Here is a 13,347-nt window from a genome sequence, read left to right as displayed (position 1 = left end):
AGGAGTTGCACCATGAGCGTTCCTTCATTTGGTGTTGGTACTTTCCGCCTGACCGGCCAGGCCGTGATCGATTCGGTGCGCAACGCGCTGGACCTGGGCTATCGCGCCGTCGACACGGCACAGATCTATGGCAACGAGGCCGACGTCGGCCAGGCTATCGCCGAGGCCGGTGTGAAGCGCGATGAACTGTTTGTGACCACCAAGATCTGGACGGCGAACTACGCCGCCGGCAAGCTTGTGCCAAGCCTGCGCGAAAGCCTGGACAAGCTGCGCACCGACTACGTCGACCTGACCCTGATCCACTGGCCGGCGCCGGGCAATGGCGTGGAGCTGCCCGAGTTCATGGCAGCGCTGGCCGAAGCCAAGGCGCTGGGCCTGACGCGGCAGATCGGTGTTTCCAACTTCAATATCGCGCTGACGAAGCAGGCGACCGATGCGGTTGGCAAGGGCGAAATCGCCACCAACCAGATCGAACTGAGCCCCTATCTGCAGAACCACAAGCTCACCGCGTTCCTGAAGGAGCAGGGCATCGCCGTGACGTCGTACATGACGCTGGCCTACGGCAAGGTGCTGAAGGACCCGGTGCTGGCACAGATCGCGAACAAGCACCGCGCCACCGTCGCGCAGGTTGCGCTGGCATGGGCGCTGCAACTCGGCTATGCGGTGATTCCGTCGTCGACCAGGCGCGAGAACCTGGCCAGCAACCTGCTGGCGCGCGACCTGAAGCTCGACGCCGACGACATGGCCCGGATCGCCGCGCTGGAGCGCAACGGCCGCGAGGTCAGCCCCGAGGGCCTCGCCCCGGCCTGGGACTGAGGAGGCCATGATGTCCGATACATACAATCCGCTGTTCCGGCCGCATGCGCTGGGTGCCCTCACCCTGCCCAACCGTATCGTGATGCCGCCGATGACGCGTTCGCGCGCAAGCCAGCCCGACGACGTGCCGAACGAACTGATGGCCGAGTACTACGCGCAACGCGCCAGCGCCGGCCTGATCGTCAGCGAGGGCACCTGGATTTCGCCGCTCGGCAAGGGCTATGCGTGGACGCCCGGCATCCACACGCCGGCGCAGGTCGCCGGTTGGCGCAAGGTCACCACTGCCGTGCATGAAGCGGGCGGGCGCATCTTCGCGCAGCTCTGGCACGTGGGCCGCCTGAGCCATATCAGTCTGCTCGATGGCCACGCGCCGGTGTCGTCGTCCGCCATCCAGGCGCACGGTGTGAACGTGTTCGTTGCCGAACAGGATGGCAAGCCGGGCTTCGTGCAGGCATCCCGGCCGCGCGCGCTCAAGGTGGAAGAGATCCACGCCATCGTCGACGAATTCCGCCAGGCCGCGCGCAACGCGATGGCGGCCGGCTTCGACGGTGTGGAACTGCACGCGGCCAACGGCTATCTCGTCAACCAGTTCATCGACTCGGAAGCCAACAACCGTACCGACGAATATGGCGGCTCGCTCGAAAACCGCCTGCGTTTCCTGGGCGAGGTGACGCAGGCGCTGATCGAGGGCACGGGCAGCAAGGACCGGGTCGGTATCCGCCTGGCGCCGCTGACCACGCTCAATGGCTGCGTCGACGCCGATCCGGAAACCACCTATACGGCCGCGGCAAAGCTGCTCGGCGAGCTGGGCGTGGGCTACGTCCATATCGCCGAGGCCGACTGGGACGATGCGCCGCATATGCCCGCCGCATTCAAGCAGCGGCTGCGCGAGGTGTATCGGGGTACGCTGATCTACGCCGGCAAGTACACCGCGGAACGTGCGCAAGCCGCGCTCAACGAGGGATGGGCCGATCTGATTGCCTTCGGCCGGCCGTTCGTGGCCAACCCCGACCTGCCGGAGCGCCTGCGCGCTGGCGCGACGCTCAACCCCCACGACCGCGACACGCTGTTTGGTGGTGGCGCACGCGGGCTGACCGACTATCCCGCACTGGCCGCCAAGGCGGCCTGAGTGGAAATCAGGAGATTCAGAATGAAAACACTGGCGCAAATCGCCCCTGGCGGCGAAATCGTCATCAACGGCATGCCGCCTCGACGTCGCGCATGTCCGCGCTGTCCAGCCCTTCGGTAAACGCGCTGCCGATCTGGTCCAGCAGTTGCCTGGCCGGCTCGGGCCTGCCCTGGTGCAGCCAGAGCCGCGCGAGGCTCAGTGAGGCCCGCAACTCCAGCGACCTGGCATTCTGCCTGCGGGCTACCGTGATCGCCTGGTGAAAACACGCTTGCGCGTCATCTTCAGGCAGAAGGCCATCAGAACGGCAGCCGTGAAGGATCATCTCGCCCTTGATCCGATGCCACTCAGCTTCGCAATAGTGCTCACCGGTCCCTTGCACCGCGTCTTGCGCTTCGGCTAGCGCGTCCAGGGCCGCATCGACCTGTCCCATGCGTGCGTAGATCAGCGCCAACAGTTGCTGGAGGTGCGATTGCCCCAGCGCCGCGCCGGTAGCGTGGTACGCCGCCAGCCCCTGGCGCATCTGCGCGATGCCTTGCTCATGCTGCCCTTGCTCGGCCAGGGCCCAACCGCGCAGGAAGGTCGACCAGGCAAGCCACACGGGGAAGCCCTGCTCGCTTGAGAGCGCGATGGCCGCGTCGGCGCACTCGAGCGTGAGCCTTGGATCGCAGCGGAACTGGTGCAGCTCGGCCGCCAGGCAGAGGGAATGCGCGAGACTGAAGGGATGGCACAGCTGCCGGGCCAACGTGAGCGAGTTCTGTGCTCGCTTGCAGGCCTGGTCCGGATAGCCGAGATTCCACAGGACCAATGCCGAAAAGGATAGCGCCCGTGACTCTGGGTCGACGCCATGCATATTCACGTGGACGTGATCCGGTTTGGCGCCATAGAGGGCGAGCGCATCTCGCAGGTGGCCATCGGAGGCCCTGAACTTTCCGCAGTAATACAAGGTCGTGGCGAGCGAGACATGGGCCTCGCCCAAGAGCTCCGGATCCTGCGTCTTCCTGGCCTGGGCAAGCAGTTGCTTGCCCAGCTTGTAAGCCTTGCGATGCTCGGCGCGCAGGGAGAAATACGTGCGCAAGCCGACCAGCGTGGGAAAGAGCTGTGGGGTCTCCCCGACCTCGCCGCACAGCGCCAGGGCACGGCTGCAAGTGGCTTCGACCTCGGACGAGGCAAAGCCCCTGGTGGCGATCAGCGCCGGCCCGATGGCAAGGCGCAGCGTGAGTCCTGGTGTGCGCGTTCGGGCGAATCGGGCTGGCGCTGGAGCAATTCCAGCGCGGCATTCAGGTGGCGGATCGCTTCGTGGTACGCGGAGCGCTGCACTGCCTGCTGGCCGGTGCACTGCAGGTACTCGACGGCCTTCGGTTCATTGCCGCTCAGGCTGTAGTGCCGGGCCAGCTCGCTGTAGTGATCCTTCAACTGATGCTGGAACAGGGCTTCGATTGCCTGCGCCGTGCGTTGGTGCAGCGCGGTGCGCTCTTCGGTCAGCAGCGAGCTGCCGGCGACTTCCTGGGTCAGCGCATGCTTGAACATGTACTCCGTATCCGGGAATGCGGGCCGCTCGTAGATGAATTCGCCGGCCTCCAGCCTGGCCAGCAGCGGCTGCAACTGTTCCTCCGGCTGGGACACCACGCGCTGGATCAGGCTCAGGGAAAACTCCTTGCCAATCACGGCAAGGCTCTGCATCAAGTCTTTCTCGGCGCTGGGCAGCCGGTCGATGCGGGCGGCCAGCACGCCCTGGACCGTGGTGGGAATATGCAGCGCGATAGGGGTCTGCTCGATGCGGTAGTGGCCAGGTTCGCCGAGCAGGGCCTTCTCCTCGGACAAGGTCTGCACCACTTCCTCCATGAAGAAAGGATTGCCCTCGGTCTTGTCCAGGATGAGCCGCTTGAGCGGCATCAGCGCGGGATCGTCGCCAAGCAGCGCGGCGAGCAGTTCCTGGGCCTCGGCCTGGCCCAACGGATCGAGCCGGAGCTCGGTATAGGCGTCCTGCTGGTGCCGGCCATGCTGGTACTCGGGCCGATAGTTGAGCAGCAGCAGGATCCTGGAACCTGGCAGGTGGCTGGCGAGGACATCCAGGAACGCCTCGGTCTCGCTGTCCAGCCATTGCAGGTCCTCGAAGATCAACTCGAGCGGCTGGTTGTGGCTCTCGCGGACCAGCAGGCGCGTGATCGCGTCGAAGGTGCGCTGGCGCCGGATGCGGGGATCCATGTTGGGCAATGCCGAACCCGGCTCGCTGATGCCCAGCAGGAAGAGCAGGTAAGGCAGCAGCTCTTCCAGTGTGCGGTCCAGCATCAGCATCCTGCCGGCGACCTTCTCGCGGCACCTGCGCTCATCATCGAGCGGCTCGATCTGGAAATAATTCTTCACCAGGTCGATCAGCGGCAGGTACGCGAATGATTTGCCGTGCGACACCGAGAAGGTCTCCAGCACCATGCAGCCTCGCTGCGACAGCATCTTGAACTCATGGAACAGCCGTGACTTGCCGACCCCGGCCTCGCCGACCACGCCCACGATCTGCCCGTGTCCCGCCTTGGCCCGCTCCAGCGCGTCACGCAATTGCGCCAGCTCACCCTCGCGGCCTACAAAGCGCGCCAGGCCGCGGTGTTGCGCCACCTGCAGGCGCGTGCGCAACACGCCCAGGCGCAGCACCTCATACACGGCAAGCGGCTCCCGAATGCCCTTCACCTGGGTCGCGCCCAGGGCCTTGAAGTCGAAATACCCCTCCGTCAGCTTGCAGGTCGCCTCGCTGACCAGAATGGAAGACGGCGTGGCGATGCTTTCCATCCGCGAGGCGATGTTGATCGTGTGTCCTACCGGATCGTAGTCGGTATGCAGGTCGTCCCGGCGGATGGACCGCACCACCACCTCGCCGGTGTGGATGCCCACCCGGATCTGGAGCGGTATGCCTTGCTCCAGGCGGATGCGGTCGCTGTGGCGGCGCATCGCTTCCTGCATCCGCAGCGCCGCATACAGCGGGCGCTGCGGGTGGTCTTCATGCGCGATGGGCGCACCGAACAGGGCCAGTATGCCGTCGCCCAGCGACTTGGCGACATAGCCTTCGTAGTGGTGCACGGCCTCCATCATCAGCGCGATCACGGGATCGATCAGGCGGCGCGCTTCTTCCGGGGCCAGGTCGTGGATCAGCGCCGTGGAGCCCGCCATGTCGGCGAACAGCGCCGTGATGGTCTTGCGCTCGCCCGCGGTCGCGCCCCTGGCTTCCATGGCCGCCTGCTGCGCCAGGATGCGTTCGACCAGGTGGCGTGGGGTGTAGTCGATGGGAGCGGGCGCCGCCGTCGGCTGGTTTTCATCGGAAGGGCCGGCAGTGGGCAAGGTCAGCGATGCGCCGCATGCGGTACAAAACCTGTCGGCCGAACCCGAGTCGTGGCCACAGTGCGGGCAGCGTCGGCCCAGTCGCGATCCGCAATCCTTGCAGAACCTCGCGTCAGGAGGGTTCTCGGAACCGCAGTTTGTGCAGTGCATATAGACCTCGTCACTTCAGGTCCCTTCTCTCGATGATTAGACGCTTTCTCCACTTTGGGATCAATGGGCGGCAGCCGGGCCGTGTTTTTCAGGTTCGCCTTCAAGTCGAACATTTCACGGACCCGGAACCCAAGACCCGCTCGGTATCCTCGCCGAGACGAGGGGCAGGCTTGTAGATGGAAGCAGGCGTCCTGGAGAACAGGGCCGTCGGGCGGGTGGTTACCACGTCGCCTTCGGTGGGGTGCGTCATGGTCTGGAACAGCCCGGTGCTTTGTACCTGGGGATGGGTCTGGATGGTGTGGATGGAATACATTTCCGCGACCGGGATATCCATCTCGCGGCACACGTCCATCATCTCCTTTGTGGTGTACTGCGCGGTGATGTTGCGCAGCTCCGCATAGATCGCCTGGATGTTCTTGTTGCGCTCGATCCGGCTGCTGATGTTGAACTGTTCGATGAATTCGCCGCGCCCGAAGCGGTGAAAGAGGGCCTTCCAGTGCTGCTCCGTATAGGGCAGCAGGGCGATGTACCCGTCCTTGGTCGGCGAGGGCTTGCGGCCGCCCTTGAGCAGGCGCGCATAGCCGGCGTCGCCAATGGGCGGCTGAAAGCCGTGGCCGCCCAGATGCTCCGTCATCGTGAAGGCGACCATTGTCTCGAACATCGGCACTTCGACGTACTGGCCTTCGCCGGTGCGGACCTTGTGGACGATCGCGCCCAGGATGGCGTTGGCCGTGGCCAGGCCCGCGATCTTGTCGGCCAACAGGGTGGGCGGGTAGTCAGGGACGCCGCTTTCGTGTCCCACCAGATGGGCCAGGCCGCAGGCGCCCTGGATGATGTCGTCGAATGCGGGCTGGCCGGCAAACGCGCCGCCCTCGCCAAAGCCGGTGGCGGCGCAGTAGACGATGCCCGGGTTGATCTGCGCCACCGCATCGTAGCCGAAGCCGAGCCGCTCGATCGCCTTGACGCGGATGTTGTGCACCAGCACGTCGCAGCGGCCGATCAGCCGGCGTAGCTGCGCCTTGCCTTCTTCCGTCTTGAGGTCGATGCACACCGAACTCTTGTTGCGGTTGATATTCATGAAGGTGGAACTCATGCCGGGCGTGCGGCTCACGCCGTTCGCACGCATCAGGTCGCCCTCGGGCGGTTCTACCTTGATCACCTCGGCGCCATAGTCCGCCAGCACCTGGGTGGCGACGGGACCCAGTACCACCGCGGTCAGATCCAGCACGCGGATACCGGCAAGAGGGCCTCGGGGAGCGGTGGCGTCCGGCTTCTTCTGGTCGTTCGTCATGTCGCTTGCGTTCATGGTTGCCTCGCTTCTCATCGTTATTACCTAGAGCAGATTCGTTGTATCCACTCTATAGTGTTGCTTGTTAGCAAGCAAGTAAGGATAAACATGGATACGTTGCACATCACGGTCGGGGACCTGCCACCCGAATGCGAGGCGCTCCGGGAGGAGGCAAGAGCCTTTGCCAGGGAGCACATCACCAAGTATTCGCGCGTCGAGCGGGCGCACAACTGGGCCGGCCGCGACCCGGATTTCTCCAGGAAGATGGGCGAAAAGGGGTGGCTTGGCATGACCTGGCCAACCGACATCGGCGGCGGCGGAAAGAGCATGCTGGAGCGCTATGTGATGCTGGAGGAACTGCTGGCCGTCGGTGCCCCGATGGGCGCGCACTGGGCCGCCGACCGCCAGATGGGGCCGCTGCTCATCCGCTACAGCCGCGACCAGCTTGCTCCCGAAATCATTCCGCAGATCCGCCGGGGCGAGGCCTTCATTTGCATCGGCATGAGCGAACCGGACTCGGGCTCGGACCTCGCCTCCATCCGCACCCGCGGCACCAAGGTTGAAGGCGGCTGGAAGATCAACGGCCGCAAGGTGTGGACCTCGGGCGCGCACCATGCGCACTACATGGTGGCCCTGGTGCGCACCAGCGAGCGCGGCGATGACCGCCACGCCGGCATGAGCCAGATCTTCATCGAGATGGACCGCCCGGGCGTGACGGTGCGGCCCATCGTCTCGCAGCTGGGCACGCGCATCTTCAACGAGGTGATCCTCGACGACGTGTTCGTGCCCGATGACCATCTGGTGGGCGAGGAGGGCAAGGGCTGGAGCCAGGTGATCAATGAACTGAAGTACGAGCGATCGGGCGCGGAGCGCTTCCTGAGCAGCACGCAACTGCTGCTGGAGATGCTCGATGCGGCGGAGGCAGGCAACCGTCAGCAGGCCGTGGCCATCGGCAAGGCGATCGCGCGCTACGCCACCTTGCGCCAGATGTCGCAGGGCATCGCGCTGATGATGGCCGAGGGGCAGGACCCGTCGCTGGCCGCCTCCATCGTCAAGGACCAGGGGGCGCTGCTGGAGCAGTCGCTGCCCGACATCGCATACGAGGTATTCCCCGACCGGCTGGGGGATGGAAGCGAGTTCGACCAGGTGCTGAACCTGGTAACGCTGGCGGCGCCATCGTTCTCGCTGCGCGGAGGCACGAGGGAGATTTTGCGCGGAATTATTGCGAAAGGACTGGGGCTGCGATGAGCGACAACATGATTGAAGAAACCGTCAAGCGACTGCTGACCAACGAGGTAAGCCGCGAACTGCTCACCGCTGTCGAGGCTGGCGAATTTGCCGACGGGCTGTGGCAAGCCATCGCCGACGCCGGCATGACCAAGATCCTCTGCCGCGAGGCGCATGGCGGCATCGAGGCCTCGTGGCCGGAAGCGTTGCCCCTGTTCTACCAGGTCGGCTATACCCAGGCGCCGGTGCCGCTGTCGCAGGCGGTGGTGGGGCAGTACCTGGCATCGCGCAGCGGGCTGGACCTGGCGGCCGACAGCGTGTTTGCGCTGGCCGCCGGCGCGCAGACGCGGGCACTGGCACTGACCAGCAATGAGGCGGGGACGCCCGCCACCCTCACCGGCACGATGACAGCGGTGAAGTGGGCGCGCCATGCCCATTGGCTGGTGGTGGAGGCGGCAGGCCACGTCTGCCTGGTGGATGCCAAGGGAACTGGCGTGCGGGTGGAGCCAAAGGCCGATGCCGCATCGCTGCCGGCCGACACGGTGGTGCTTGACCATGCCCCCGTGGCGCATGTGCTGCCTGCTGGCATTTCCGGCCTGAGCCGGCCGCTGGAAGTGTTCTACGCCGCCACCACCGCCGCGCAGCTAACCGGCGCGCTGGAATACGCGCTGGACCTGGCGGTGCAGTATGTGAAGGACCGCGTGCAGTTTGGCAAGCCAATCGGCAAGAACCAGGCCATCCAGCAGCAGCTTGCCGTGCTGGCCGGCGAGGTGGCCTGCAGCTACGCGGCTGCGACCACGGCGCTGCGCGATCTGCCCGCCATGCAGGAGGACAGCGCGCCCCAGGCTGAATTCAGCGCCGCCGTAGCCAAGGTGACGGCCAGCGACGCGGTGCGCACGGGTGCCTCGATTGCGCACCAGGTGCATGGCGCCATTGGCTTTACCCACGAATACCCGCTGAACTTTGCCACCCGGCGCTTGTGGGCGTGGCGTGCCGAGGCGGGCAGCAGCACCGAATGGGCAGAGCGCCTTGGCGAGGCGTTCATCCAGGCAGGCTCGGACCAGTTCTGGCCGCACCTGACCGCGCGCACCCTGCCGTCGGCAGATGCCCCGGCAACGCCGGCTGACCACCAAGCCCAACCCATGCATGCAGAAAGGACCACCACCCATGTCTGAGACGCCGAACCAGACCATCCTGACCAGCCGCGACGGCCATGTCGCCATCATCGAGCTGAACCGCCCGCCGCACAATTTCTTTGATGTGGAGATGATTGCCCGGATTGCCGACGAGCTGGACCGGCTGCAGGCCGACAAGACCTGCCGTGCGGTGCTGCTGCAGGCGGGCGGCAGCGCGTTCTGCGCGGGGGCGGATTTTTCGCGGCGCAATGGCGCGGAGGGGCGTAGCGCCTCGCGCATTAATCCCATCTACCTGGAGGCACTGCGCATCTTCAGCTTCAGCAAGCCGATTGTGGCCGCCATCGAGGGCGCGGCCGTGGGTGGCGGCCTTGGCCTGGCGCTCGCGGCGGACTTCCGGGTGTCGTGCGCAGAGGCCCGGTTCTCGGCCAACTTCAACCGGCTCGGTATTCACCCTGGCTTCGCGCTCTCGTACACCCTGCCGGCGCTGATCGGCAAGCAGATGGCGGCGTGGTTGCTGTATACCGGCGCCCGCGTAGATGGCGCCCGCGCCAGTGAGCTGGGGCTGGTGGACTTCATCGTCCCCAAGGCGGAGGTGCGCACCGCCGCGATGGCACTGGCCCGGGAAATGGCCGCTTCATCCCCGCGTGCGTTGCAGTCCACCCGCCAAACCTTGAAGGCGGACTCGCTCAGCCATATCCGCAACGCCATCTCGCGCGAGAGCGCGGAGCAGGCTATCCAGTTTGCGGGCCCGGACATGGCCGAGGGCGTGAAGGCCATGGCCGAAAGGCGGCTGCCGGTCTTTGAAGACTGAATCCGGCCAAGGCCAAACCAATTCGATATACAGGAGACAAGCACCATGCAACGGAGACAATTTGGCGCCACGCTGCTGGCGGGCGCGGCAGCGTTGGGTTTCCCCTACATCGCCCGGGCGCAGGGCAAGGTGATTCGCGTCATCGTGCCCTTCACGGCGGGCAGCGGCTCGGACGAGGGCGCGCGCTTTTACGCGGAGCTGATCTCCAAGGCGCTGGGACGCTCCATCGTGGTCGAGAACAAGCCGGGGGCCAGCGGCCTCATCGCCGTGCGCACTGTGCTGGCGGAGCCGGCGGACGGCAACACCATCCTGCTGGGCAGCAACTCGCTGATCGCGGTGAACCCGGTGATGGTGAAGGACCTGGGCTACGACCCGTTCAAGGACCTGGTGCCGCTGCACGGCCTGGCTATCTCCGCCGCCGCCTTTGTGGCCGGCAACGATTCACCCTACAACAGCATTGCGGATGTAGTGGCCCGCTACAAGGCCACGGGCAACCCGATCTCGATTGGCAATTATTCCGAAGGCTATCGCCTGGTAGGCGAGTGGCTGGCGCAGGTAACGGGTATCAAGACCACGCCCGTGCCCTACAAGGGCGGAGCGCCCATGGTGACGGACCTGATCGGCAACCGGCTGGACATCGCCCTCAACGACATCACCGGCATCGCCCCCATGGAAAAGGCCAAGAAGCTCCGCGTGCTCGCCATCACCGGCGGGGCGCGCGACAAGCTGTTGCCGAATGCCCCCACGATGAAGGAACTGGGCTACACGGACTTTGAATCCTACGTGTGGTCGTCCTTCTCGATGAAGGCCGGCACCCCGCGGGACAAGCTCAGGGAGCTTGCCGCAGCGATTTCCGCCGCGCAAGGGACGGAGGCGGCAAAGGCATACCAGTCCAAGCGCGCGGGTACCTTTTTGAACAAGGCGCTCGGCGAATTGGGGGAATTCCAGCGTGCGGAATACCTGCGCTTCAAGCGTGTGGCGGAAAAAGCCAATATCCGGCCGAGTTGAGCGCCTGGCCTTACTGCTGCGCCGGAAGCTGCGCACGCAGGCCCTTGTGTCGACGCAGTTCTGAAAAGTGGCCCTTTCGCTTCGGTACAATTTGGGCGCCGTGCAGCTCCGCGTGAACGGTCCCCATACCCTGTTCAACGCAAGCCACAACGGCGCCATGGACCATTACCACTGCTTCGAGACATAGCCGGCCGATCCATGCATCGGTCGGCGAGCCCGCGCCAGGCGCAGCCCGGACTGTGCCGGGCGGGCCGCAGGCGACATAACGTTCACTACCTATGAAACAGCAAACCAGTCGCACCCAGGAGCAACGGCGTGAGGAGTCTGTCAGCCGTATGGTGCAGGCCGCTATCGAGCTGATTTCTGAAAAAGGCCTCGCCGGGCTGACGATGAATGAAGTCGGCACCAAGGCGGGCTATAGCCGCGGCCTGGCGCACAATCACTTCGGCTCCAAGGAAAAGCTGCTGGAGGAATGTCTGGAACAGCTCTCGCGTGAATTCAATGCCCAGCGCAAGAAGGATTGCAGCGATACCAGCGGCATTCACGGCATCTATTCGCTGGTGGACGCCTACACCCAGCGGCCGGAAAACGCGGTCAACAGTATCCGTGCGATGTTTTTCATCGTGCTTGACTCGTCCGTTGCCGACTCGCCGTTGCATGGCTTTGTCCACGACTACAACGAAAAGAACATGGCCTACGTCGAGTACAAGCTCAACGAGGCGAAGACCCTTGGGCAGATCCGGGCGGACGTGGACGCAAGATCCGCGGCCTTCATCCTGATGAGCCTGCTGCGCGGTATCTCCGTGCACCGCCTGAACCGGGCCTCCATGGACCCTGCAGCCGTGAAGACGGAAATCCTGCGGATGATCGGGGAGTGGTTGCTATAGAAGAACCATCGCAATGGCGATGCTGAGGGTGGGCTGAGGGCACCGGCGCCTCGGTTCACGACGCCCTGCGCCGGCACTCGAGCGAGACCGGCGAGACGGTGCTGCTGGGCCGCCAGAGCGGCAAATAGGCTGCAATACCTGTCCGTCATTGCTGTTGCCGGATGCCGTTAAAAAGCCCGGGACGGTTTCTGCCAGGGCCAAGACACTCGCCGCAGGCATGAGTTCTGAGCCGAGGCCCGGCAGTGCCGCGAAGCGACCGACGTTCAGTGCATGGACGCGTTCGCTTCGCTGTCGATCTGCTTGCGCAAGGTCGCGAAGCGCCTCTCCACATTGGCGCCGAATAGCGGATCGGCACTGGCCGGATCGATGGCGGCGACCTCCGCCCAGTCCGCTTCGGTCAGGAACCGGGCGGCGCGCGGCATGACCTGTTTCTCCTCGGTGGACAGATGGTTGCGGTAGTACACCAGGTACATGGCGGCGGCCGCTTCCAGTGCCGCTCGCGAGGTGACCACCTCGCTCTGGGCTTCACGCAGGCGGTCGAGCAATTCCGCGCCGACTGTGGCGATCACGCGATGTTCCTGCAGTAACCGGCTGATGATGATCCGCGTGCCGGGATCCCGGTCCACGAGCAGCGCGTAGGCAACATCCTCACGGGGGTGGTGCACGCAATCGCCATAGTTGCGCAGGTAGTGGATGATCGTGGCCATCAGGCCGTAGTCGGGCTGCTCGCCCTGATGGAAGGTGCTGACCTGCTTTTCCAGCAGGTCGAGCATTGAGGCGAAATGGATATGGTCGGTATGCCAAGCGGCAAGCGGTGTCGGGCCCGGGGTGGAAAGCGCGGCGGAAGGTGAAGTTGGAAGCGAGGTGACTAGTGGGGTGGCCATGGCGCCCTCCTGGGAAACTGGGCAAGCAGACCGTTGAGTCCGATGCGATATCGGGACTCGCGGGGCCCTCATTGACACAATAGCTTCCCTGCATGATCTGAGTCTGACGCAGATCAATGCGGCGCTAAGCGCTCGGATCTCGCAAGGGGCGGAAGCCTTATACGCCGCACGTTCAACCTGCGCCACCCTCTAACTCGCCTCGACGCGAGAGGGTCACCACGGTTAGTCCGGTGCCAGAATCGCCTACCGCGCAGGCAGGCTAGCCGCGTGCGGCCGCCCGCCACGCCCCGGGCGGCTGCCCGAAGCGCCGCGTGAAGCTGCGCGTGAAGGTGGTCTGGTCCGGGTAGCCTGACGCCAGCGCGATCTCGGCCAGCGGCAGCGTGGATTGCGTCAGCAGCTGCAGCGCGCGGTCCAGCCGCAGTCGGGTCTGGTAGCGGTGCGGGGTATCGCCGAAGGCCTCGGCAAACAGGGTCTGGAAGCGCCGCACGCTCCAGCCGAAATGCCCGGCGACTTCCGCCACGCGCAGGGGCGCGGCCAGGTTGGCGCGCAGGTAGGCATCCACGGCCATCAGCGGGAACACCTGCTCGTCGCCGGGCATGCCGAGGCAGTCCGCCAGCGCCGCGGCCAGCGTGGCCGCCAGTTGCCAGTCGGTCTGCGGCCCGCGCGCTGCCGCGGCGGCGCGCC

10 protein-coding genes and 1 pseudogene are annotated in these 13,347 nt (G+C 65.3%); 7 read left to right on the top strand and 4 right to left on the bottom strand.

What is annotated here, in order from left to right; all coding sequences use genetic code 11:
- Positions 1-12 precede the first annotated feature (12 nt).
- A complete protein-coding gene (gene dkgB / locus CF68_RS22340; protein WP_035823020.1) occupies positions 13-816 on the top strand; it encodes a 2,5-didehydrogluconate reductase DkgB in 804 nt (267 codons plus the stop codon).
- Positions 817-823: 7 nt separating this feature from the next.
- Complete coding sequence (locus tag CF68_RS22335) at positions 824-1,945, top strand: alkene reductase (protein ID WP_200872583.1); 1,122 nt, start codon at positions 824-826, stop codon at positions 1,943-1,945.
- A 64-nt stretch (positions 1,946-2,009) separates the two neighbouring features.
- Here the strand turns inward: CF68_RS22335 and CF68_RS22330 are convergent.
- A pseudogene (locus tag CF68_RS22330) lies at positions 2,010-5,422 on the bottom strand (adenylate/guanylate cyclase domain-containing protein).
- Positions 5,423-5,522: 100 nt separating this feature from the next.
- Positions 5,523-6,728 (bottom strand): CaiB/BaiF CoA-transferase family protein, encoded by a 1,206-nt coding sequence (locus tag CF68_RS22325; RefSeq protein ID WP_035823015.1) that lies wholly within the window; start codon positions 6,726-6,728, stop codon positions 5,523-5,525.
- A gap of 90 nt (positions 6,729-6,818) precedes the next feature.
- Here CF68_RS22325 and CF68_RS22320 point away from each other — a divergent pair, with 90 nt between their 5' ends.
- The 5 genes from CF68_RS22320 (at position 6,819) to CF68_RS22300 (ending at position 11,779) form a co-directional block, all read left to right on the top strand.
- Positions 6,819-7,958, top strand: a complete 1,140-nt coding sequence (locus tag CF68_RS22320; RefSeq protein ID WP_035823013.1) for an acyl-CoA dehydrogenase family protein — start codon at positions 6,819-6,821, stop codon at positions 7,956-7,958.
- An 8-nt stretch (positions 7,959-7,966) separates the two neighbouring features.
- Positions 7,967-9,112, top strand: coding sequence for an acyl-CoA dehydrogenase family protein (locus CF68_RS22315; protein WP_235205854.1), 1,146 nt, complete (start codon positions 7,967-7,969; stop codon positions 9,110-9,112).
- Positions 9,105-9,884, top strand: coding sequence for an enoyl-CoA hydratase/isomerase family protein (locus CF68_RS22310; RefSeq protein WP_035823009.1), 780 nt, complete (start codon positions 9,105-9,107; stop codon positions 9,882-9,884). The genes CF68_RS22315 and CF68_RS22310 overlap by 8 nt, the downstream gene beginning before the upstream one ends.
- Before the next feature lie 45 nt (positions 9,885-9,929).
- Positions 9,930-10,892 carry a tripartite tricarboxylate transporter substrate binding protein gene (locus CF68_RS22305; RefSeq protein WP_035823008.1) on the top strand — a complete coding sequence of 321 codons (963 nt, stop codon included), beginning with the start codon at positions 9,930-9,932 and terminating at the stop codon, positions 10,890-10,892.
- Between the two features lie 278 nt (positions 10,893-11,170).
- Positions 11,171-11,779 (top strand): TetR/AcrR family transcriptional regulator, encoded by a 609-nt coding sequence (locus tag CF68_RS22300; RefSeq protein ID WP_235205853.1) that lies wholly within the window; start codon positions 11,171-11,173, stop codon positions 11,777-11,779.
- Positions 11,780-12,042: 263 nt separating this feature from the next.
- On the opposite strand, the gene CF68_RS22295 is transcribed toward CF68_RS22300, so the two are convergent.
- Both CF68_RS22295 and CF68_RS22290 read right to left on the bottom strand, forming a co-directional pair.
- Positions 12,043-12,663, bottom strand: coding sequence for a hemerythrin domain-containing protein (locus CF68_RS22295; protein ID WP_035823005.1), 621 nt, complete (start codon positions 12,661-12,663; stop codon positions 12,043-12,045).
- Between the two features lie 259 nt (positions 12,664-12,922).
- The coding region (locus CF68_RS22290; protein ID WP_152548532.1) for a helix-turn-helix domain-containing protein at positions 12,923-13,347 on the bottom strand (425 nt) is incomplete at its 5' end.

Origin of the sequence: Cupriavidus sp. SK-4 (assembly GCF_000611125.1) — a bacterium.
Taxonomy (GTDB): Bacteria; Pseudomonadota; Gammaproteobacteria; order Burkholderiales; family Burkholderiaceae; genus Cupriavidus; species Cupriavidus necator.
Note: the sequence above shows the minus strand (reverse complement) of the source record. Positions and strands in the feature narration are given on the sequence as shown.

Bases quoted from the DNA above. Each gene is read 5' to 3' on its own strand.
- dkgB (WP_035823020.1), top strand. From the start codon at position 13: ATGAGCGTTCCTTCATTTGGTGTTGGTACTTTCCGCCTGACCGGCCAG.
- CF68_RS22335 (WP_200872583.1), top strand. From the start codon at position 824: ATGATGTCCGATACATACAATCCGCTGTTCCGGCCGCATGCGCTGGGT.
- CF68_RS22325 (WP_035823015.1), bottom strand. From the start codon at position 6,728: ATGAACGCAAGCGACATGACGAACGACCAGAAGAAGCCGGACGCCACC.
- CF68_RS22320 (WP_035823013.1), top strand. From the start codon at position 6,819: ATGGATACGTTGCACATCACGGTCGGGGACCTGCCACCCGAATGCGAG.
- CF68_RS22315 (WP_235205854.1), top strand. From the start codon at position 7,967: ATGATTGAAGAAACCGTCAAGCGACTGCTGACCAACGAGGTAAGCCGC.
- CF68_RS22310 (WP_035823009.1), top strand. From the start codon at position 9,105: ATGTCTGAGACGCCGAACCAGACCATCCTGACCAGCCGCGACGGCCAT.
- CF68_RS22305 (WP_035823008.1), top strand. From the start codon at position 9,930: ATGCAACGGAGACAATTTGGCGCCACGCTGCTGGCGGGCGCGGCAGCG.
- CF68_RS22300 (WP_235205853.1), top strand. From the start codon at position 11,171: ATGAAACAGCAAACCAGTCGCACCCAGGAGCAACGGCGTGAGGAGTCT.
- CF68_RS22295 (WP_035823005.1), bottom strand. From the start codon at position 12,663: ATGGCCACCCCACTAGTCACCTCGCTTCCAACTTCACCTTCCGCCGCG.